This window comes from Bradyrhizobium sp. SEMIA, assembly GCF_014844175.1.
GTDB classification, from domain to species: domain Bacteria; phylum Pseudomonadota; class Alphaproteobacteria; order Rhizobiales; family Xanthobacteraceae; genus Bradyrhizobium; species Bradyrhizobium arachidis.
Genome location: NZ_CP046601.1, coordinates 5,627,753 through 5,646,062, shown reverse-complemented (window position 1 = coordinate 5,646,062; position 18,310 = coordinate 5,627,753). Strand labels below are relative to the sequence as shown.

The window sequence follows — 18,310 nt, the reverse complement described above, 5'->3', positions numbered from 1 at the left end:
CCGCGCCGCCGGGCATGGCGACGCGGGCTAACCTGGAGGAACTCAACGCGACGCGACTGATCAGGCGGTAGCCTTGGCTCGGACCGTCGCGCTCACGCCGACGGACGCACCCGTGAACGCGTCGGCCGCTTCATGCTGCCAGCTGAGCGAACCGTGGATGCTGACGTGGATCTCCTCGCCGTCGGCCGGATCCTTCAGCACATCGACCATCCCGCCGGCGCCAGCGATCGCGGCATCGCGGTCGGCCGCGTGGCTCGGCTGGTTGGTGACGACATTGGCAAAACTGTCGGCAATCTTCTGCTTGACATCGGCTTTGCTCGAGCCGACGACCGAAAACGAATAGCTCATTGGATCTCACCTCTAGAATTTGCCGGGAATCCGCCCGGCACGGATCGCTCTCAGCGGCGCCCGTAATCGGGCCCGATGTTTGGGACCGGCCAAGTCTTGCCGTCGATATCAGCCGTGAACTCGCCGTTGCGCAGCCAGCCGTGATAATCGCCGGCAATAATCGAAGGCTGGCACGTGATGTTTGGCCACTCCCCCGTTACCTGCCAGCCATTGCCGTTCGACGACATGCGGTCGATGCACCAGATCTCGCCGTTCGGGCACACCAGCTCGATCGGCGGTCGCTTGCCAGCCCAGTCGAGGTAGTAGTGCGGCGACAGGAAATCTCGGCCGAGATCTCGATCGAGATACCAGTCGTTGAACCAGCCCATGCCGGGCAGGAACACGCGCTTGTCATTGCGCCACATGCCATCGGCGACGGCCTTGTCGCTGAGCGCCTTGTATTCAGCGAAGGTGAGCAGGCTGGATGCGAGTCTCATATCATTCCCCTATGTTCATCCACGCCTCGACGTGCGGCGCGATGTCGGATGCTTCCGGCTTGCTCTCACCAGGACGCCACAGCAGCTTTCCGTCGCGATCACCGGCATCCCAATCCCTCGCGATCTCGTCCGCGAGATCGTCTGCGTCGAGACCGCAGAATATTCCGGAGACGAGGAAGGCGCCGCGCTCGCGCGCTGCATCGAGATAACCAAACACCCGCCTGCGGATCTTGGACGTCACTCGATCACCTCCGCCTCGACCCGCGCGACGCCGGGCCCGGCAAGGCCAAGCTGCATTGCGGGCCCGCGCGCCAGGTCGAGCACGCGACCATGGATGAAGGGGCCGCGATCGTTGACGGTGACGATGACGGACCGCCCTGCCCGGCTGACGCGCAACCTGGTGCCGAACGGCAGGCAGCGGTGCGCCGCGGTCGGCAGGCGATCATCGAACCGCGCGCCGGAGGCGGTGCGCGGGCCGCTCTCGCCGTTGGAATAGTAGGAGGCGAGGCCAGCAAAGCGGCGCTCGCAGGCGTAGGCACCAATCGAATGCCAGATCAGCAGGCCTGCGACGATCGCGGCCATCAGTAAGCATCCGGCGAGCCACCCGACCACCGCGCTCGACCGCCGTTCGCGCGCCTCGAGGACGGCCGCGTCGGCACTGTTTCGCATCTTTTCCATCTCGCTTATGAATTTGCCAGGAAACCGCCTGACGCGGGGTCTCAGTCGCAAAAGCGTTTTGCGAGACTAATCGCCATCCGACTATGGCCGCGGCCACGGGCAAGCTTCTCAGCGGCGCGTCGATCGCCGCCGGCCTCGCTGAGCAGCGCGTGGGCCCCGGCGCAGAACGCCGGCAGATCGGAACAGCGGAAGCCCTCGCCCATCGCGACATACCGAGCCCAGCCGAAACAGGCATAGGGGTCGACATCGGCCGCACGTGCCGGCAAGGCGCCGGCGAGAGCCAGCGCCACGATGGTTCGCAGCAGCATTGGGATAGCCCCTATTCCCCGGGCGGATATTGCCGGTCGATTCCGCGGCGCCCCTGCACGAAGCCATCGCCGTGACGCAGCTCGCGGATGTCCTGTTCGGCGCCGGTCAAGCGGGTATCGAGCACCTTGATCTCGCCGCGGATGTCGGCCAGCGAGATCAGGACATCGGACAGCTTCTTCAGCTCGGCCTGCATCGCCGCGATGTCGGCCTTCAGCCCCCTGGCTCCGCTCTTCAAGGCGCTGACGTCCGTCTTGAGCGTCATCAGCACCAGCACGCCGCCGCCGACGATCGACAGGATCTCGATGATGTTGCCAATTGTGATCGTGTAGTCGATCGCCGGTCCCGGCATTCCCATTCCCTTACCGCTTGAGGATCCGCGCGATCTTTTCGGCCGAGCGACCACCGAACCAAAGCGCCATCAGCCAGCCGGCCCACACCGAGAGATCGCCTTCAAGCGGATCCGTGGTGCCGAGGCCGAGCACCTTGTCCCAGACCACGCATTTGACGATGAAGATCGCGAACGACCAGCACGCGATCGCGCGCGGCGCGGCCGTCCACCAGCGCCCCTCATCCGAGATGTTTTGCTGAACCGCGAGCTCGCGCTCGCGGATCTCGACCTGGAGCTCGCGTGCGGCGAGATCCGCCGCGAGCTTCTCCGAGGTGTTGCCGGCGGCAAGCTTGGCTTTGTAGCCATCGACCACGCCCTGAACGAGCGGGCCGGTCAGCGCCGTCTTGACGGCATCGCCGATCCAGCCACCCGGGCCGGCGATCCAGGAGAGCAGGCCCATCGGTTCAAGCCTTCGGCGCCGGATCGATCGCGACAACAAACGGCGTGCCCTGCGCGTCCTTCTGCACGATCACGTGTGGAGAATTTTCGGTGATCTTGCGCAGATAATCGAACAGCCATGCGAGCAGCACCATGCCGACCGGCAGCGACCAGGACGGCAGCTTGGATGTGAGAGCGGTCCAGTCTTGACCGGTGATGTAGGGCAGCAACTGGTCATAGCAGCCCACCAGCACGCCGGCGATGGCGAGCAGTCGCGCGGTCAGTTTGGTCCGGAAGCCCGTCAGCTTTGCCTGGATCTGCTCCCAGATCGAAGCCTCGGCCTTGAAGGCGGCCGACAGGATTGGCTGCTGTTTGAGGATCGGCCGGACGATCCAGATGTAGAGCAACAGAAACGCGATAACTCCGAGCACGACTAGCCAAAGCATGATGGTCTCCTATGCTGCCTTTTTGAAGAAAGAAGCGATCCAGGCCCCGACCGAACCAGGCGCGGGGTTCGTGATCGACGGTTTTGCCGGAACGCTATCGGGATGCGCGGGAACAACCGGCTGACCGGTCTTGCGCACAAAGGGAGCGACGTTGGATGCGGACGCCTCGCCGAACTTGATCGAGGCATCGATCGCGGCCATGGCTAGCAAGAGGCCGGCGCAGCCCAGCTGCTGGTCGACGGCGTTCGGGTCATAGACGCCGTCACGGACATACTTGCCCGAGACATACTGGTCAGTGCCGGACCAGATGTAGGGTGACGGCCGCCCCTTCGAGGCGTAGCCGAGCCCGTTGTACTGCTCGAGCAACGTGAGTGTCCCGCCGATCGAGCAGTCCTTGTTGCGGGCGGCATAGGGCGGGCAATTGACCAGCGCGTCGACGGCGCAGTCTTCCCAGGACGCGAATGGGCCGCGGCCGGCGGGCACATGCACGCTCTTCCGGTCCCAAGGGTCGCCCTGTGCCAGCGAGCCGCGCCAGCTTTGCGAGCACTCCCGCTCATGGATGACAGCAATGACGAACCAAGGCACGCCGGTGCGCGCAGCCACCGTCTGATAGCGCGACTTGGCCTGCGTGCCGACCAGACGCCGGGCCACGGGCTTGAAGTCAGCGGCGCGCGTCAACTTCGCATGCGCAAAGCGGCTCGCGTTCGCCGCGCGGAGTGCGGAGAGATCGACCATGGGGATGGTTCCTTTCTCGATGATGGCGGAGGGTTAGATCGGCGCGCTGGTGCCTTTGGTCGCGACGAGGAGATCGAAGGTCGCGCGTCCGGGATCAAAAGCAGGGGAGTTGTGGAGAAGTTGAAGCTTCTACCTTAGTGTGGCGCTCGCGCATGGCACGCGCCGCAAACGGCCGTCGCCTTGGCTCTGCATACCGAAATCGTAGCCGATGCCACCGGTCGGGCCGCTCTGCTCACCGGGATATTCGAGGACGTGGCGATATTTGTGCTCATAGACGGCCTGGCTCGTCACCTCCTCGGCGATGACGAGATCGAACGCGGCACGCGAAATGCCATGCAGGTCGGGCATGTGGTTAGCCTCTTGTAAAATGGGTGGGAAACGGCGCGGCCGGCGCTGGCGGCGTGGTTGCCTGCGCAAGCGCTAGGGTGGTAAACGTCAGACGGGAACTACCGGAGCAAATGCAGTCAAACCCAGGGACCCATGCGAACGGTTTATCTTGCAGTTTTGACGCTGGTCGGAGCCTATTTGGGAACTACAGGCATAGGCGCGGCACTCTTTCCAACCGCATTCGGTCAGGCTCGGTTGCAGGAATTCATGGGCGGCGCGAGCAATCCCGTCCCGCTGTCTTGGATGACCACGCTCGGTTCGCCGCTTTACTGGTCGCTTCTCGCAAGCATGGTTGTCATCACGCCAGCCGTCGCCATAGCCTCTGCTAGAACATGGAAAGGCATATCCCCACCCAACGTCGACATTCCCGTCTGGATACCCATCGCTCTCGCATCGGCCATGGTGGCGTATTGTGCGTTCAAATTGGCTCTGGCCGGAGGTCTGACGGCCCACGAGATGTTCGACCGAACCGTCTGCTACGAAGGAAAGATTGAGCGACGCGCTGAGCTGATCAACCTACTCGGCAATCGATATTACTCTTTCGCGTACTCCAGCCTTCCGATCATCGCTTGCTACTTACTGGCGAGACTCATCCTGTTAAGAGACCGCATTGCCGGTGCGGCATTTTTCTTTCTCAGCCTCATCATCGTGTGGCTTGATCTCGCCATGATGATGAAAGCGCCGATCCTGATCTATGTGGGGTTTGTAAGCCTTACCCTGATGCTATGCGGGTTTGGCCTGATTAGAACCCTCGCCCTCGCAGCTACGACAGCCGTCGGCCTGTTCCTCGTTATGAGCAATCAACAATATTGCGATCAGGAACGGGCCCTCTGGCAAAAAAATAATAAGCGAGCGGGCCCCTTGAATGATTCGCCATCTACGACAGGCTCGGCCCCAGCGATCAAACAACCTACGCAGACCAGCACCGCACAAGGCCCGGGCTTCTTACTAAGCATACCGCTCCGGATGGCCTCTGTTTTCCCATACTATGTGCAGGAATTCTCGGACCCGACGCAGCGCTGCGGGATAGAGATTCCGAAGATCGAAGCGAAGTGCTACGCGCCAATCAAGGTTTTCAAACTGATGTACCCATCGGTGTCATTCGTCACTGGGTACGCCCCGGCCCCCGCCCAAGTCGCGGCCTTTGCAGAGAGCGGCATGATCTGGTCAACCATTGTTCTGATCATCGGCGGCGCCATCATTGGTACCGGGGCGAGCCTTCTGGCCCGTGGACGCGATCCGCTTTCATGCGCCTCGGCGGTTGCCATCTGCGTATTTTGCTACTATTTCACGCAATCGTCGCTAACAGGCTCCCTCGTGCATTCTTACGGCCTGTTCTGGCTTCTCCTGCCCATCGTGGCGATTACGGCGGCAGCTCATTTAAGGAACGAGGCGCCTAAATGGTTCTACAAAAGCTAGCGACGTTCATTTCGGTCTGCGCCATTGCAGCGATTATCCTCTTCGGAATTGAGTTTGCGCTGCACGCAACATGCGATGCACCAAACGTGTACCTTTGCTCATTTTAGACCAAGTGCGCATGATCTCTTGTCGATCCGTCGCAATCTCGGGTGGGTTCGATCATGTCGAGGTTCGGAATGTTCGTTGAGCTGATCGGATACGGAGTGGCTCGTATCGTCCTGCCATTCCTGTCGTTGGGGTCGGTTTATGTAGAGGCGTTCAGCGCAACCCCGGAGCCCTTGCGGTGGCCTGGCTACCGCCGCGATGCAACAGGCCGGATCGAATTGCGGCAAGCCGCGGGCGCATGGATCGGGCTCGGGATGTGCCTTTTGGTGCTGCTCGCAATCATAGCTATGTTTCACCGGACCTTATTCTCGTGACCATCGACTCTTATGGGAAGATGCTTGGGTTAGTGGTCCTGTCGGTCGCGTGGCACACGTGGCTTTTCGGTTGGACCACTGGCAACTTTGGTCTTTCCGGTCTCTTGGTAATAACCCTCTGGGGGATACCCGCAGTCATCGTGATTGCGCTGTACCGGCGTTTTGATAAGCCCGACGGTCACACTAGGTGACGTAAGCCGAATTGGTCCAGTTGGTTTGCGCAGTTCCTACGATGCTGCCCGCCATGATCTTCACTGAGTCTGTCGCCGATGTATTTTGAACGCCAGCCAGAACTTTTCCAGTCGTAATCACGCCAAAGGCAGCGTTATCGAGAATAATGTCGTTGATGGCGCCACCAGACCAGATGAAGTTTTGACTCTTTTGGGTGGCGGTACCTGTAATAATCAGCGAGCCCGATGCGCCCCCCGCCAGAATACAATCCGAATTTGTCACGCTGACTCCGTCGGCGCAGTTCAACAAAACCGATGCATAATGTCCGCCGAAGAAAGAGCAGTTAGAGATACTTACGTCGCGGATGCCGATCGGATTAACATCTCCGCGGGTGCCGTCCAGCAGAAGGGGATATGACCAGCCGTTCGCAGACGTGATAACCAGGGCATCAAGCGTGATGAAGCCGGTAGTAAACTGTCCGAGCACGGTGCGGGTCAGCGTCGTTGTGCCAGTCGTACCGGTGGTGACCGTTGCCGGCGAACTCGCCTTAGAGATGACAGACACGTTTCCGTTGATTGGGAACGCGATGACGCCAGCAGTAGCAATCGTTACGTTAGCATTGATCGCACTCGCAACGCCGTTCGCGATGCTCTTCGCGGTGTCTCCCCCACCCACCGTGTAGGTGACCGCCGTACCATTAACCGTAGCAGTGAGCGCGTTTCCGGCGGTGATGGTGCCGCCGACGACCAATTTTTGCACGTGACCGTCGTGAGAAGCGATGGCCGCACCGCACGAAAAATCCGTCTTCTGGCTGGTAATCTGCAAGTCGCGAACGATCAACCCGGCTCCACCACCCTGCGCCAGCAAGTGAATAAAGCCGCGGTAATCCGGAACCGAGTAATTCGTATACAGGATGGTACTGACGCGACCGGCACCGCGGATCGTGCGCCCCCATGGAATCCCAGGCGTCCAGATCGGACGAGGAACGGTTGTGAAAGTCCAATTGCTAGCACCGATGTCGAGAGTCGAACAGTTGGTGTTGGCGTCGCAGTAGTCATTCCACATGTCCAGATACGGCGTGTTGTCCGCGTTCGCGGGCCTGGCGCCGAACATTCTGAAGTTGGGAAAAGTCTCGGCGAGGATCGCGTATTTGCCATTCGCCGAGGTGTGATAGGCGCCATGCGATGGCGGCGAAGACGCGATCTTGCACCAATGCCCACCGCCGGGCTCGGATGCGTAATAGTTGGCAATATAGACGTTCGTGCCATCTGCCAGGGAAACGGTCGCCGCGGCATAGGCCGCTACGGTGGGATAAACCACCATGCCGATCGTGGCGATTGCGATATCGCGTGCGTCCTCCGCGGCGTCGCGCGCGGCCTCCGCATCATCCTTGGCCTGAACGACGTCGGCAAGCACGGCGTCGCCATCGGGTGGAATGGCCACCAGCAGTTGATAGTGGTCTGTCATCCAGAACATCAGAACGCCGTTGCCGATCAGCAGCGAGCCCGCCGCTAGGTTGGCGTTCAGCGCATTTTTGATGGCGACTGCACCCGTTCCGTTGACATTGATCGTGCTCGCGCCGGTATTGTTTGCGGTCGGCGTCAGCAGATAGAGATGACGGCCAGGCGCCATTGGGGTCGACGGCGCGGTCGCGACGATGGCGTCACCTGTGCCTCCTGTCACCGTCAGCGGAATAATCGCGTCCGGCAGGTCGCCGATGCGCGACCAAGATCCAGCGCCAGAGGCGCCCGACTTGACGTAAATTCCGTTATTGGCCGCGGTCGCATCCGCATAAACCATGGCGAGGGTGTTGGCACCATGAGCTAGGTCGGCATCAAGAGCAGCCTTGGTGGCATAGCCGAGGCCGAGTTGCGCCAACAGCGACTCCAGCATCGACCCCCATTGCCGAACGTCGCGCTTTACGGGCTCATGGGGTCCGCTCGCCGGCACGCCGTCGGTCTCATAGTCGCGCCAGATCTCTACTGAACTTTGAACGGTCATGATTTAACCATCCCTCCCGCGGCGGTCGACCCACCCGAATGTGTTGATGTTGAGTTGAATATTTGCGTTCGATATCTGACAGCGCGACCTAATCTGCGCTGACGTATTGGTCATTACGCGCACGGGAGCCGCCAGTTGCCCGATTGCTGCCCCCGAATTCGGTGTGTAGACACTCAGGGTGCAAAATGCCGCGATCGCAGGCGCATTATCGGCGATGGCGAGATCCGAGATGTAAATTGCACCCGGCCCTGGATCACCAGCCAACCCGGCGCCGGCTACGCTCAATTTGGCTTCCATCTTCACGCCTGTCGGGACAGATACCGTCCGCGTGACAGCAGCCGTCCCGGGGTTTGTTGCACTGACGTCACTAACGGGAGCATCCCAAGTGAAATCGTCCCCGTTCTGAACGAACTTTATCCACTGCGCCGACCCATTGGTTTTCATCGCGCCGATGCGACGCTTGCGATCGTAGCTGGTCGGCATCGTCGGCGCGGTTGCCGACAGAGAGATCAGAACATCCACAATCCCGGTATCCGACCGCTGAATCAGCCAGACGTGATACCAGGTGCTGTTGGCAATCGCGCCAGTATCGAGCGCACCGTTTCCGGTGCCAACCGCCCACGGCGCTGTTGTCTTGGTGTAGGCACCCGCTAGCGTCATCATGGCGGCGTTGGTGTCGCCCGCCGCCTGGCCAAGGGCAACGCTGAAGCTCGCAGAAGCGCCCGCAGTCGATAGCGTCAAGCCACTGAGATAGTTCTGCATCAGGCTTGCGACCACGTAGGCCTTGACGGCCTTCTGCGTTGCGATCCGCGCGTTGCTGTTCGCCGCCAGTGCGACGTCCGTATCGATGACGTTCGCAGCGAACGTCGCGGTGGTCAGATTGCTGATGGTATTCGACGCGGCATCGATGGTCTTGCCGATCAGGGTCTGGGTCAAGGACGCCAGCCAGGCCGCGATCGTCGACAGCAGAATGCCGTAATTGCTGCCGCCGGCCGCGCCCGCAAGCTTCTCGCTGCCATCGAGCGACGGCTTGTCTGCATCGTCCGAAATCTTGCCGGTCATGCGTCTTCCCTCAGATAGAACGAGCCATCTTCACGCACCAGGTCCGTGCTGCCGTCCTCACGGCCGAGCCCGTCAATCACGACGCCGTCGATCGCGGCGAGCGCGACGGGATCGATCTTGATCCAGTTGAAGGTGACGCGCGCGTTGAGCAGGTCGATCTGCCCCTTGTCCTGGATCTCGATGACGCAATCTTCCATGCCCTTGATGCGCGGCTCCTGCACCTTGATCCAGCGCTTACCCATGTAGCGCAGGGCATAGAGATTGCAGACGAAGGTGCCGGCGATTTCCGGATTGAGGCGAAGCAGCGCGCGCTTGCCGAGCATCGTTGCTTGGTCGGCATTCTGGACCCAGGATAGGTCGAGCGGCTTGGCGCGGACGATGCCCGCCGCGCTGATGGCGTCCTCGTCGCGGACCGCATCGACGGGATCGGAGACATAGCCGAGCGCCGGATTGGTAAAGGTGACGTCGAGTTGGTTGATCTGCGTTTCGTCCGCCTCGCCCTTGCGCCACGTCAAGTTGCGAATATGCGCCGAGGTCAGCGGCGGATCGGTCGGCTCGCGATAGACCCCGACCGTCAACGCCAGCGTGCCGTCGCCGGCCTCGACCAGCCAGCCGTCGCAGCTCGCCAGCAGCTTGCCGATCACGCTCTCCGGCGAATTGTCGAAATCATAGAAGCCGGAGGACGCATAGCGCGGCCGCCCGCCGATGTCCGCATCGCAGAGATCCGCCTCGGTCATCCACTGCGCCAGCCGCGCCGGCGGCAGCAGGATCGCGAGGTCATCCTCGCCCATGCCGCCGTCCGGCTCGGTCAGATAATCGATCAGCTGCAGCACCGGAGTGGCCTTGGCATGGGTGGTGGTGCCGTCGCGCGGGTCCCAGATCGGCGCGCATTTCGCCACGATCGACGGCAGCGGCAACCCTTGTGGATAGATCTTCGTGAACACCGAGGGGTCAGTCGCGTGACCGCAAGTCATGGCGATGCAAGCGATGCCCTTGGCTGCGTGTGCGCTTGTCCAGATCCCGGACGTGTTGCCGGCGTTGACCGCAGCGTCGCAAACGTTCTGCGTGTCGGTGCCATAGAACACCTGCACAGCGACGAACTCGTAAGCGATATCGAACGGCGGCACCACCGTGGCATACTGGCCGTGCAGTAACGAGCCGGTCGTGCTGACGGGATTATCGTGCAGATAGAGCTGCAGGGCCTGCTCGATCGGCCCGCTGTGGAACGCCAGGACGTCCTGCGAGTCCCCACCGGCGGCGAGGAACAGCAGATAATATCCGGACAGGCGATTGATGCCGTACCCCCGCCGCCGCGGCGGGATAGCCTGCTTGAGCGGCACGGCGCCATTCTCCGGCTTGGGCACCTCCGGATTGCTGAGCGCATATTGCAACCCGATCGATGCGCCGATGATCGTCGCGGTGCCGACGATGGTCGCCGCGGTCGAGATCGATACCGAAACACCCGCGACCGACAACGCGCTAGCCGTGCCGATGCCGATGAAAGAATCAGTCACGCCCGCAGCGCTCAGGATGGCAAGGCCGATGGTTTCAGCCACGAGAGAGGCTCCAGGCCGCGGCGATCGGCAGCTGCGCGCAGACGACGCCGCGCGGCCAGGACAGCAGCGCGACCAGACCAGCGCCGCGAGCGATGGCCCCGACGTGGAACGCGCGCCCATGCATCGGCGCCAGCACGACTGCGGGATCGCCCTCCACAGGGTCGGCCGTCTCGCGCAAGCCGAGGGAAGCGAAGCGGCGCCGGCAGGATGCAAGCATGCCGCCCTCGCTGCGCAGCGCCGCGCGATATTCGCGCTCGCTGACATAGGTGCCGCGCCGATCCGACATCGCATCGGGCCAGCCATTGCGCATCAGCCAGTCCGCCATCAGCGTCGCACAATCCAGCGCGCCATAAGCGCAGGTACGGCCGGCGATCTCGTCGAGATAATCGGAGAGAGCCGGCATCAGAACACGGGCCAGATTTTGTTGAACCCATGCGCGTAGTTCGGCACCAGGCTACAGCTCTTGTCGCCGGGATGGCGTGCCTGCTGGTCCTTGTCGGAAAAATAGGCATAGGACGGCCGGCGGCGGCCGGTGAAACGCGTTCCGCACGAGAGCGTGATGACGTTGACGATCTGCGAGGTCTCGTCGTCGACGGTCTGCGAGCCCGCGAGATAGTCGGCGACATAGTAGGCGCACCAGTGCACCGGGCCGAGCATCGCCCAATCCGGCCCGAACAGACCAAAGCCGACCGTGACCGGCCGCCCCTTGACGCTATCAGCATCATCGCCAGAGGCGATTTCCTGCACCGGGCCCGACACGCCCGACAGCGAAAACTCGACGCGCTCGGCGGCCCCGTTGATCAGCTGGTTGATCGCCGGCACGTCCTGCAAGACCCCCAAGCCCTGATAGAGAGCGCCAGCATCGTCGAAGACGTTGATGCCGGGCTTGATATCGCCAAAGCCCAGCCACAGCCGCACCGGCTCCGGTTCGAGGTCGAGCCGAAAGAACACGCCGATGCACGGCAGGCCCGCAGCCAGCGCGGCAAGTTCCGCATCGTTGAAATCCATCAGGGCGCCTCGACGAAATCGACGCTAGCCGCGTTGAAGGTCCACGGCTGCACGGTGAGATTCATGGACGCCGGCTGCGCAAGCCGCATCAGGCAGCGCGGCCGGTCGAATTCGAGTGGCGTCTCAGCGTCGACGGCCTCTCGCAACGGCGGATTGAAGGTGATGGTCGCCTCGGTGTCCGAAGCCATCGTCACCGTCTTGATCTCGTAGAGGCGCCAGCCCTTGGTCGAGTGCTCGATCGAGAAGGCCTCGCCGCCCATCAGATCGTCAGCAAGCGCGATGTTGATATCTAACGACGTCGCACGCAGGTCCGCGGCAGCGGCGGCCGCGATATCGATCGTCGGCTGGTAGTAGCCAACGCCATCCGAGAACAGCGCGCCGTCGCCGTGCGTGACATCGCCATACTCGTTTCGCGCGAGGCCGGACGGCCAGGGCACGAAAAGCGCATCATTGCGCGGAACGACGATCGGAGTAACGCCGCCGTTGCAGATTTGCCTGACGGCGCGCCAGAGCAGCGTCGCGTTGCGCTGCCGCTGGCGGCCGGTATCGGCAATACCCTTGCGGCCCGACAGCGACACATCCGTCATCGCGCAGGTCCAGAAGCCGCCGCCATCGGTCCGGACCAGGGAGGCGAAGCCGGCGCCGGTCTGGCCGCCCGACACGGCCACGCCAGCCAGGTTCCAGGCGTGCGATTTTTCGCGCAGCAGGGCGCGCGGGAATTCGACCGTCATCAGCCCACCCCCGACGACTGCATGCGCTGCGTCGAGACCAGCAGCTTGTCGATCTGCGCAAACTTGCGCTGCGTCGCGATCTGCGAGCGCTGCAGGTTCGCAATCGTCGCCGGGCTGACATCGCCCGCGACATAGTTGGTGATATGCAGGCTGGAGCCGCCCGTCATCTGGCGCGAGATATCACTCGGCAGGATCTGGGCGCCCTTCGGCACGTTCATCAGCTCCGGGCCGTGCTCGCCGACCCACGACAGCCCGCCAGGCGCATTGTCGGTGCCGCCGGCAAAGCCGGGAATGACGCCCTTCAGAAGCGAGGCAAAGGGCGACAACCCGCCGGATGCCGGGGCCGTGAAAAACGACGAAAAGACCGAATTGATCGCAGCCTTCTCCAAGGTCTTGATCAGGCTCGACATCACCTCATTGAGGTTCTTGCCTTCGACAACGGCATCGGCGAAGGCGGTCGAGAGCGCCGAGCCGACTTGCGACGACGCGCTGTTCAATTCCGTCAGTTTCTTGCTGGCCTCGTCATAGGCCGCGGTCGCGCGCTTGATGCCCTCGGATGAGGCGATGAACTTTTCCTTCTGCTGCTCACTTAGGCTGATCTCGGCTGCGGCCAGCGCCTGTTCGGCCGTCATCGTCTTGCGCAGCTCCTCGTAGCGCTCGATCTTCTCCTGGGTGATGTCGCTGTTGTCCTTCGCCGCCGCAGTCAATTCTTGAAACTCAGCGCGAAGCTGGGCCTGCACCGCATTGTTCTGAAACAACGCCGCGGTATCTGCCTTGATAGTTGCCGTGCGGCGCTCGACGCCCTGAACCGAGGTGTCGAACGCATCAGCCTCTTTCGGCGTGACCCGCAGCCGTACCGGCGCACCCTCACCGCGCGACGGCTTTGCAGGCGCGTCCGGGCCCTCCGGCTTATTCAGCAAGGCGCGCTCGGCCGAATCGATTTCACCCTGCAGACGATCAGCGCGTTTGCGCAGATCTGCGCGCGGCGTCAGCCCCAGGAAACCCTCCGGCACCTGCGGAACGCCGAGCAGGCCGGTGCCGTTCTTAATCGCTTCGTTGACCGCCTTCAGCTCCTCGCGCTTCTGGCTCAGCTCCCACCTGGCGATGCCGGTCCCGAGAGCGTTTGCCAACTCGACGCCCTTCGCAATCAGGTCGATGACATCGGCCCAATAGCCCTTGATGGTCAGAATGACCGAAGCCAGCTCATTCCAGGACGGCTTTAGCGACCGCGACAACCTGTCCTCGGAAAGCTTGAGCTGCTCGTCGACCTGCTTCGCACGCGACACCAGCTCATCTGGGAAAATGCCGTCCCCGGACTTTTTCAGATTGTCCATCGTAGACAGAATGCTTTCCGCGGAGGTCTTGCCCTGCCGGATGCGATCGACGAACGCGGCACCGAACATTTTCTCACCCACGTCGAGCGACGCCGCATGCTGCCCGATTTTGTCGAGCTCGATCATGGCAGTGAGCACCGCCGTAATCTTACCCTCCTGACTGTCGGCATCACGAAAAAGCACAACGCCCTGCAGCTGCGTACCCGCGGCCTTGGCAAGCTCCTGATTGTAGACGCGTAGCGCAAGCTCCACGTCGGTTATACGCTCCTTCCCTGCCTCCCATTTGCCAAGATCGATCGGCGATTTTTCCTTGGTCGCGTTGAACGCGGCGGCAAGCGCTGTATCAAGCTCTTCGGTGGTGACCTTGAGCTTACGCGCCTCCCCCTCAAACAGCTGCAGGTAGCCGGCGCTGACCTGAAAGTTCTGCGCCTTATCGGCTAGCGCGACCATCTCAGAGATCTGATTGCGGGCCGCGTTCACCGCCTCGGCCACCAAATGGAACGCCTCGTAAACCGCGATGGCGCGCAGCGCGAGCGGCGCCATCGCCTGCGCCAGACCCGCCGCCGCCGGCACCCCGACAGCCGTAAAGGCTTGGAACGAGCCCTTGAGCGCTGGCGACGCGAAGACGTTGGCGACCTTCAGCCCGGCTTCCGTGGTTTCCTTGACGGCCGTTTGCGTAAAACTCTGCAGCTGCGGCTTGATCTTATCGAACTGCTCGCCGGCAAAGCGGGTCGCATCCTGGATTGCCGGCTTAAACCCGTCGCTATTCACAAGCAGCTTCAACTGCTGCTTGGCGAACGCCTTCACCATGAAGTCGGAGACCTCGCGGGTCGCCGACTTCGCGCTCTCGATGTTCTTATTGAACTCGTCCATGTTGACGGATAAGGGGATGCGGAGTGCGGGAGGCGGCATCAGTTCAACAGTCCGTTGGTTTCGAGCAGCTCGTCGAAAATATCGTCGCTCATCGGCTCGACAGCCTCTTCACCGCCATTGGCGCGGTTGTGGCCGTCGACATAGGCGATCAATTCCCAGAGGCTCTGATCTTCGGTGACGCGCGGCGGCCAGCCGAAGGCGGCGCCGATCGCGATTATTTCGGAGCGTCGGAGGCGTCCGTCGTCGTGGAAGAGCCGGTTCCCTTGGCCTCCGCCGGCGATTCTTTTCCCACGGGGTCATCTGGCACACCGAAGATCGCCGCCTTGACGATCTCGTAAGCCAAGAGGACATGGACGCCGAGCGGCGTTTCGTCGACATGCCGCTTGACTGCGACCATCGCCTTTTCCGGCGTCATGCCACCGCCGATCAGACCGAGGCGGATCGTCTCGCGGACATCGTTGAGGTGCCACGCCCCGCCTTCCAACCGGCCCATCACCGTGGCGATGCCGCATTTGCACTTCTCCTCGAGATCGAGGATGAGCCCAACCTTGGCGATGCAAAATACATCCTCGCCATTGGCCCATATGATCGACCGCGTTCCGTTCGCGCTCACGTGATTTTTCTCCGCCTTTTTTCAAAAAAGCCCTTGATGCACTAGGTCTAATGGACCTATGTTTAGATCATAGAGAAAACGGAGTTCACCAATGTCCGACATCGCCAAGACGATCACACAACTCGAAGCCCTGATCGCCAAGAACGGCTCGACCCCGCTCCTTCAGTTCCTGCTCGAACGCGCCAAGTCCGGCGAGCTCATCAAGCCCAAGCGGATGATCTGATGACCGGTCCTGCGCTAGACGCGGATGGCGTCAAGGCTGCACGCTCGGCACTCGGACTTTCTGCCGCACAAGCCGCAACGCTCGTGGGGCTCAACGACGGAGCCGCTTGGCGCAAGTGGGAGCGCAACGGCGTTACAGGACCGGCTGCAGTGCTCATTCGAGCCTTGGTCGAGAGCGCCAACGTGCGGCGACATTTCGGCCTCAAACTCATCGCGCCACAGCATTCATGAATTGATCGCCTCCTCGACAGCATCCTCGATGGCCTGCCGGATCTCGTCCCTCATCTGCCGGTAGGTCGAGTAGAAGAAGGGTTGCGCCTCTTCCTTCGACGTCCCGAATTCGGTGGCGAGCGCATAATCATAGCCGACACCAGAGCCCGTGCGGACGTCTTTGGTGGTGTCGTCGCCGCCCGCGGTAACCTCGAGATCGAGTTCATTGCGCCGGCGGCGCACCTGCACGGAATCTCGCAGCTTGCCGGTTTGCACGGGCGCGGCGTCCTTGATGGCCGACGCAAGCCCGTCCGCCTGTTCCTTGATCGTCGCGGCCAGCTTGCGCTTGGCCTTATAGGACAGGCCCGAAAACCAGCCCTGTAACTGATCGTCGGGCGCGCCCATTACTGCAGGACCGTCTCGCCATCGCTGTCGAGGGTCGCGTCGAAGGTGGTCCGGCTACCGCGCTGACCGGTGACGTTCAGCTTGGTCAGCTTGTAGGGACCGACCCAGACGCGCGTCGTGCCAAGTTTGATCTGCACGTTCTTGCTGTCGCCGCTTTCGAACCATGCGTTCCAGATATCGAAATCCTCGTCGGCAACGACGCCGGCGCCGGAGATCGACGCCGACAGCGAGACGATGTCGCGCTCCAACCAGGACGGCGCGTCCGGATCATCGCAATCCGGCACATTGGTATCGTTGGTCGCCGCCGCGCGGTTGAAGCTGCGCGAGTTCAAGCCGCACGGCGCGGCAAAGACCTCCGGCACAGCGCCGTTGCCGAGCAGCACCAGGAACTTGGAAAACGGGAGAGTTTGGGCCTTCGCCATCGAAGCTTTCCTTTCGTCGATCAGGCAGAAAACGTTGCGGGGCGGCGACCGACTTACGACGACGCCGCGATGACCTTCAGGTTGTAATTGACGCTTCCGCCGGCGCCGTTGGCGACCTTGAGCAGGTCTCCGGTGCCCGCGGTGACGACCCAACCGGTACGGCTGACTGCGACGAACTTGTCGCCGGGCGCGAGCACGATGGTGTGGGTGGCGCCGCCGAGGGGACCGTTGAAGGTGTTGGAGGCGGCCGCGCCGATGGTCAGCGTCGACAGCGAGGCCTCCGGATTCTCAATCTCGATCGCCTTGACCTTGGCGGCGTTGATGGTTTGGCCGAAAGCGTCCGTGAGCACGCCGGCAAGGTCGAGGCTTTCGTTCGTGGAGGCCGCGAGCGTGCGCGTATCCATGAACGCAATGTCGGCGTTGCCGTAACCAACGCCGGAACCGAGATGGATCTCGGCGGAATCGGGCATGCGGTCGACGACATCGCGGCCATCGAGCGACTTGGTGTTGACGGCAGAAATCGAGGCACGCACAACGGATTTAAGGGCAGTCATGGGAAGGCTCCTGGTTTGATGGGAACGCGAGAGAACAAAATTGCACAGGGCGAGAGTGAAGCAGCGCGCCGGCTCGACCCGGACCCTACGCTGACCCGCCGGCGGCCGCCAAAAAACCCCTCGGCGCCCCTCACTCTCGGCCGATGCAATCAGAGCACGTTGGCGTCCGTCAGGATCTGGAAGGTGTAAACGCCATGCTTGGTGACCCCATCCGGATCCGGAATAGTGCGAGACGACTCGAGCAGGATGGACAGCACTGCGCCGCCTTCGATCTGCAGCTCCTCGTCGTGCAACGCAGCGATGAGGTACTTGCCGCCGGAACGCAGGGCATCGGAGCCCGTGAAACGGGTCCAGCTATTGAGGGTCAGAAACACTTCCGCGGCGTCGATCCCTTCGCCCAGTTCGGGAAGGACCTGCACTGCACCCAATGAAATATACGGGAAGGTCGGCGTGTTCTGGATCTTGTCATAGACGCGATCGGCGAAGACCGATGCGATATCGGGATCGCTGAGCAGGCGCGCCTTGACGGCATCCCAGATCGCTGAGGTCGGATCGGTTAGCATGGATTGCCTTTAGGCAACGACCTTGAGATTGAGACGGACGAGCTCGCCGCCCACGATCTTCGGATCACAAAAGGTGATCACCCGCGGCTGCTGACCACGGATGATGACATCGTCGGTATCATTCACGCGGGGAATCCGCGGATCGAGATCGAACGGCGGCGGCACCGGAATCGAGCCACCCGGCCACTGCGCCTCATTGATCTGCGTCGGCGACATGACGATCGAGAATTCCGACAGGCGAATGCCCGCCGGGTTCTGCATGGAATCGATCCCATCGACACTTGCCAGGCATTTGACCTGGACGAAAGTCTGGTTCGGTCCCTCCCCGACGCGCCGACGAAGCCAGATCCATTCGCTCTTGCCAACCTTGAGCGCCTGGTCGAGCGCGGCAATGAGGCCGGAGGGCATCAGACCTGCACGCCGTTGATGGTGAGCTGCTGGTCGGCCGCTGCCGCGGTCGTGCCCTGCTCGGAGGAAGTTCCGGGCAGTTTCGGCGTCATGATGGTCCCCTGTCCGAATTTCCAAAGATCGGGATGAAGGCTCAGGCGTTGCAGCCTGACCTTGAGGTGATTGGAGGCAACGAAGAACGTCAGGCGATCCAT

Annotated in this window: 27 protein-coding genes; 3 read left to right on the top strand and 24 right to left on the bottom strand. The window is 62.1% G+C overall.

Features of this window, described 5'->3' with window-relative positions:
- Window positions 1–60 precede the first annotated feature (60 nt).
- The 10 genes from FOM02_RS27550 to FOM02_RS27505 form a co-directional block, all read right to left on the bottom strand.
- Window positions 61–348 (bottom strand): hypothetical protein, encoded by a 288-nt coding sequence (locus FOM02_RS27550; RefSeq protein ID WP_265440247.1) that lies wholly within the window; start codon window positions 346–348, stop codon window positions 61–63.
- A 50-nt stretch (window positions 349–398) separates the two neighbouring features.
- Window positions 399–824 (bottom strand): hypothetical protein, encoded by a 426-nt coding sequence (locus FOM02_RS27545; RefSeq protein WP_265440246.1) that lies wholly within the window; start codon window positions 822–824, stop codon window positions 399–401.
- A gap of 1 nt (window position 825) precedes the next feature.
- Window positions 826–1,065, bottom strand: coding sequence for a hypothetical protein (locus FOM02_RS27540; protein WP_265440245.1), 240 nt, complete (start codon window positions 1,063–1,065; stop codon window positions 826–828).
- On the bottom strand, window positions 1,062–1,493 hold the full coding sequence (locus FOM02_RS27535; protein WP_265440244.1) for a septal ring lytic transglycosylase RlpA family protein: 432 nt from the start codon (window positions 1,491–1,493) through the stop codon (window positions 1,062–1,064). The genes FOM02_RS27540 and FOM02_RS27535 overlap by 4 nt, the downstream gene beginning before the upstream one ends.
- Window positions 1,494–1,543: 50 nt before the next feature.
- Complete coding sequence (locus tag FOM02_RS27530; RefSeq protein WP_265440243.1) at window positions 1,544–1,810, bottom strand: hypothetical protein; 267 nt, start codon at window positions 1,808–1,810, stop codon at window positions 1,544–1,546.
- Between the two features lie 11 nt (window positions 1,811–1,821).
- The gene (locus FOM02_RS27525) at window positions 1,822–2,160 is read right to left on the bottom strand and encodes a hypothetical protein (protein ID WP_265440241.1); all 339 of its coding nucleotides are present in this window, start codon (window positions 2,158–2,160) and stop codon (window positions 1,822–1,824) included.
- 10 nt (window positions 2,161–2,170) lie between these two features.
- Window positions 2,171–2,599, bottom strand: a complete 429-nt coding sequence (locus FOM02_RS27520) for a hypothetical protein (RefSeq protein WP_265440240.1) — start codon at window positions 2,597–2,599, stop codon at window positions 2,171–2,173.
- A 4-nt stretch (window positions 2,600–2,603) separates the two neighbouring features.
- A complete protein-coding gene (locus tag FOM02_RS27515) occupies window positions 2,604–3,023 on the bottom strand; it encodes a hypothetical protein (protein ID WP_265440239.1) in 420 nt (139 codons plus the stop codon).
- A 9-nt stretch (window positions 3,024–3,032) separates the two neighbouring features.
- The gene (locus tag FOM02_RS27510; RefSeq protein ID WP_265440238.1) at window positions 3,033–3,758 is read right to left on the bottom strand and encodes a hypothetical protein; all 726 of its coding nucleotides are present in this window, start codon (window positions 3,756–3,758) and stop codon (window positions 3,033–3,035) included.
- 129 nt (window positions 3,759–3,887) lie between these two features.
- Window positions 3,888–4,106, bottom strand: coding sequence for a hypothetical protein (locus FOM02_RS27505; RefSeq protein ID WP_265440237.1), 219 nt, complete (start codon window positions 4,104–4,106; stop codon window positions 3,888–3,890).
- A 132-nt stretch (window positions 4,107–4,238) separates the two neighbouring features.
- Here FOM02_RS27505 and FOM02_RS27500 point away from each other — a divergent pair, with 132 nt between their 5' ends.
- Both FOM02_RS27500 and FOM02_RS27495 read left to right on the top strand, forming a co-directional pair.
- Entirely contained in the window at window positions 4,239–5,564 is a 1,326-nt protein-coding gene (locus FOM02_RS27500) for a hypothetical protein (protein WP_265440236.1), read from the top strand.
- A 176-nt stretch (window positions 5,565–5,740) separates the two neighbouring features.
- Window positions 5,741–5,983, top strand: coding sequence for a hypothetical protein (locus tag FOM02_RS27495; RefSeq protein ID WP_265440235.1), 243 nt, complete (start codon window positions 5,741–5,743; stop codon window positions 5,981–5,983).
- A 183-nt stretch (window positions 5,984–6,166) separates the two neighbouring features.
- Here FOM02_RS27495 and FOM02_RS27490 read toward each other — a convergent pair whose 3' ends face one another.
- The 8 genes from FOM02_RS27490 to FOM02_RS27455 form a co-directional block, all read right to left on the bottom strand.
- Entirely contained in the window at window positions 6,167–8,155 is a 1,989-nt protein-coding gene (locus tag FOM02_RS27490; protein WP_265440234.1) for a hypothetical protein, read from the bottom strand.
- Between the two features lie 3 nt (window positions 8,156–8,158).
- Window positions 8,159–9,217: a hypothetical protein gene (locus tag FOM02_RS27485; RefSeq protein ID WP_265440232.1), complete on the bottom strand. Its 1,059-nt coding sequence runs from the start codon at window positions 9,215–9,217 to the stop codon at window positions 8,159–8,161.
- On the bottom strand, window positions 9,214–10,773 hold the full coding sequence (locus FOM02_RS27480) for a hypothetical protein (protein WP_265440231.1): 1,560 nt from the start codon (window positions 10,771–10,773) through the stop codon (window positions 9,214–9,216). The genes FOM02_RS27485 and FOM02_RS27480 overlap by 4 nt, the downstream gene beginning before the upstream one ends.
- The gene (locus FOM02_RS27475) at window positions 10,766–11,176 is read right to left on the bottom strand and encodes a DUF6950 family protein (protein ID WP_265440230.1); all 411 of its coding nucleotides are present in this window, start codon (window positions 11,174–11,176) and stop codon (window positions 10,766–10,768) included. Before FOM02_RS27475 ends, FOM02_RS27480 begins: the two co-directional genes overlap by 8 nt.
- A complete protein-coding gene (locus tag FOM02_RS27470) occupies window positions 11,176–11,781 on the bottom strand; it encodes a hypothetical protein (RefSeq protein WP_265440229.1) in 606 nt (201 codons plus the stop codon). Before FOM02_RS27470 ends, FOM02_RS27475 begins: the two co-directional genes overlap by 1 nt.
- A complete protein-coding gene (locus FOM02_RS27465) occupies window positions 11,781–12,512 on the bottom strand; it encodes a hypothetical protein (RefSeq protein ID WP_265440227.1) in 732 nt (243 codons plus the stop codon). Before FOM02_RS27465 ends, FOM02_RS27470 begins: the two co-directional genes overlap by 1 nt.
- The gene (locus FOM02_RS27460; RefSeq protein ID WP_265440225.1) at window positions 12,512–14,758 is read right to left on the bottom strand and encodes a hypothetical protein; all 2,247 of its coding nucleotides are present in this window, start codon (window positions 14,756–14,758) and stop codon (window positions 12,512–12,514) included. Before FOM02_RS27460 ends, FOM02_RS27465 begins: the two co-directional genes overlap by 1 nt.
- Window positions 14,759–14,933: 175 nt before the next feature.
- On the bottom strand, window positions 14,934–15,332 hold the full coding sequence (locus tag FOM02_RS27455) for a gene transfer agent family protein (RefSeq protein WP_265440224.1): 399 nt from the start codon (window positions 15,330–15,332) through the stop codon (window positions 14,934–14,936).
- 91 nt (window positions 15,333–15,423) lie between these two features.
- On the opposite strand from FOM02_RS27455, the gene FOM02_RS27450 reads away from it, so the two are divergent.
- Complete coding sequence (locus tag FOM02_RS27450; RefSeq protein ID WP_265440223.1) at window positions 15,424–15,555, top strand: hypothetical protein; 132 nt, start codon at window positions 15,424–15,426, stop codon at window positions 15,553–15,555.
- A gap of 224 nt (window positions 15,556–15,779) precedes the next feature.
- Here FOM02_RS27450 and FOM02_RS27445 read toward each other — a convergent pair whose 3' ends face one another.
- The 6 genes from FOM02_RS27445 to FOM02_RS27420 form a co-directional block, all read right to left on the bottom strand.
- Entirely contained in the window at window positions 15,780–16,169 is a 390-nt protein-coding gene (locus FOM02_RS27445) for an HK97-gp10 family putative phage morphogenesis protein (protein WP_265440222.1), read from the bottom strand.
- Window positions 16,169–16,591, bottom strand: a complete 423-nt coding sequence (locus FOM02_RS27440; protein WP_265440221.1) for a phage tail tube protein — start codon at window positions 16,589–16,591, stop codon at window positions 16,169–16,171. Before FOM02_RS27440 ends, FOM02_RS27445 begins: the two co-directional genes overlap by 1 nt.
- Window positions 16,592–16,644: 53 nt before the next feature.
- Window positions 16,645–17,145 carry a hypothetical protein gene (locus tag FOM02_RS27435; protein WP_265440220.1) on the bottom strand — a complete coding sequence of 167 codons (501 nt, stop codon included), beginning with the start codon at window positions 17,143–17,145 and terminating at the stop codon, window positions 16,645–16,647.
- A gap of 149 nt (window positions 17,146–17,294) precedes the next feature.
- Window positions 17,295–17,708, bottom strand: coding sequence for a DUF3168 domain-containing protein (locus tag FOM02_RS27430; RefSeq protein ID WP_265440219.1), 414 nt, complete (start codon window positions 17,706–17,708; stop codon window positions 17,295–17,297).
- A 9-nt stretch (window positions 17,709–17,717) separates the two neighbouring features.
- Window positions 17,718–18,116 (bottom strand): hypothetical protein, encoded by a 399-nt coding sequence (locus tag FOM02_RS27425; protein ID WP_265440218.1) that lies wholly within the window; start codon window positions 18,114–18,116, stop codon window positions 17,718–17,720.
- Window positions 18,116–18,310: a hypothetical protein gene (locus FOM02_RS27420; RefSeq protein WP_265440217.1), complete on the bottom strand. Its 195-nt coding sequence runs from the start codon at window positions 18,308–18,310 to the stop codon at window positions 18,116–18,118. Before FOM02_RS27420 ends, FOM02_RS27425 begins: the two co-directional genes overlap by 1 nt.

Coding starts and splice junctions, on each gene's coding strand:
- FOM02_RS27550 (WP_265440247.1), bottom strand. CDS start 348: ATGAGCTATTCGTTTTCGGTCGTCGGCTCGAGCAAAGCCGATGTCAAG.
- FOM02_RS27545 (WP_265440246.1), bottom strand. CDS start 824: ATGAGACTCGCATCCAGCCTGCTCACCTTCGCTGAATACAAGGCGCTC.
- FOM02_RS27535 (WP_265440244.1), bottom strand. CDS start 1,493: ATGCGAAACAGTGCCGACGCGGCCGTCCTCGAGGCGCGCGAACGGCGG.
- FOM02_RS27530 (WP_265440243.1), bottom strand. CDS start 1,810: ATGCTGCTGCGAACCATCGTGGCGCTGGCTCTCGCCGGCGCCTTGCCG.
- FOM02_RS27525 (WP_265440241.1), bottom strand. CDS start 2,160: ATGCCGGGACCGGCGATCGACTACACGATCACAATTGGCAACATCATC.
- FOM02_RS27520 (WP_265440240.1), bottom strand. CDS start 2,599: ATGGGCCTGCTCTCCTGGATCGCCGGCCCGGGTGGCTGGATCGGCGAT.
- FOM02_RS27515 (WP_265440239.1), bottom strand. CDS start 3,023: ATGCTTTGGCTAGTCGTGCTCGGAGTTATCGCGTTTCTGTTGCTCTAC.
- FOM02_RS27510 (WP_265440238.1), bottom strand. CDS start 3,758: ATGGTCGATCTCTCCGCACTCCGCGCGGCGAACGCGAGCCGCTTTGCG.
- FOM02_RS27505 (WP_265440237.1), bottom strand. CDS start 4,106: ATGCCCGACCTGCATGGCATTTCGCGTGCCGCGTTCGATCTCGTCATC.
- FOM02_RS27500 (WP_265440236.1), top strand. CDS start 4,239: ATGCGAACGGTTTATCTTGCAGTTTTGACGCTGGTCGGAGCCTATTTG.
- FOM02_RS27495 (WP_265440235.1), top strand. CDS start 5,741: ATGTTCGTTGAGCTGATCGGATACGGAGTGGCTCGTATCGTCCTGCCA.
- FOM02_RS27490 (WP_265440234.1), bottom strand. CDS start 8,155: ATGACCGTTCAAAGTTCAGTAGAGATCTGGCGCGACTATGAGACCGAC.
- FOM02_RS27485 (WP_265440232.1), bottom strand. CDS start 9,217: ATGACCGGCAAGATTTCGGACGATGCAGACAAGCCGTCGCTCGATGGC.
- FOM02_RS27475 (WP_265440230.1), bottom strand. CDS start 11,176: ATGCCGGCTCTCTCCGATTATCTCGACGAGATCGCCGGCCGTACCTGC.
- FOM02_RS27470 (WP_265440229.1), bottom strand. CDS start 11,781: ATGGATTTCAACGATGCGGAACTTGCCGCGCTGGCTGCGGGCCTGCCG.
- FOM02_RS27465 (WP_265440227.1), bottom strand. CDS start 12,512: ATGACGGTCGAATTCCCGCGCGCCCTGCTGCGCGAAAAATCGCACGCC.
- FOM02_RS27460 (WP_265440225.1), bottom strand. CDS start 14,758: ATGCCGCCTCCCGCACTCCGCATCCCCTTATCCGTCAACATGGACGAG.
- FOM02_RS27450 (WP_265440223.1), top strand. CDS start 15,424: ATGTCCGACATCGCCAAGACGATCACACAACTCGAAGCCCTGATCGCC.
- FOM02_RS27445 (WP_265440222.1), bottom strand. CDS start 16,169: ATGGGCGCGCCCGACGATCAGTTACAGGGCTGGTTTTCGGGCCTGTCC.
- FOM02_RS27440 (WP_265440221.1), bottom strand. CDS start 16,591: ATGGCGAAGGCCCAAACTCTCCCGTTTTCCAAGTTCCTGGTGCTGCTC.
- FOM02_RS27435 (WP_265440220.1), bottom strand. CDS start 17,145: ATGACTGCCCTTAAATCCGTTGTGCGTGCCTCGATTTCTGCCGTCAAC.
- FOM02_RS27430 (WP_265440219.1), bottom strand. CDS start 17,708: ATGCTAACCGATCCGACCTCAGCGATCTGGGATGCCGTCAAGGCGCGC.
- FOM02_RS27425 (WP_265440218.1), bottom strand. CDS start 18,116: ATGCCCTCCGGCCTCATTGCCGCGCTCGACCAGGCGCTCAAGGTTGGC.
- FOM02_RS27420 (WP_265440217.1), bottom strand. CDS start 18,310: ATGGATCGCCTGACGTTCTTCGTTGCCTCCAATCACCTCAAGGTCAGG.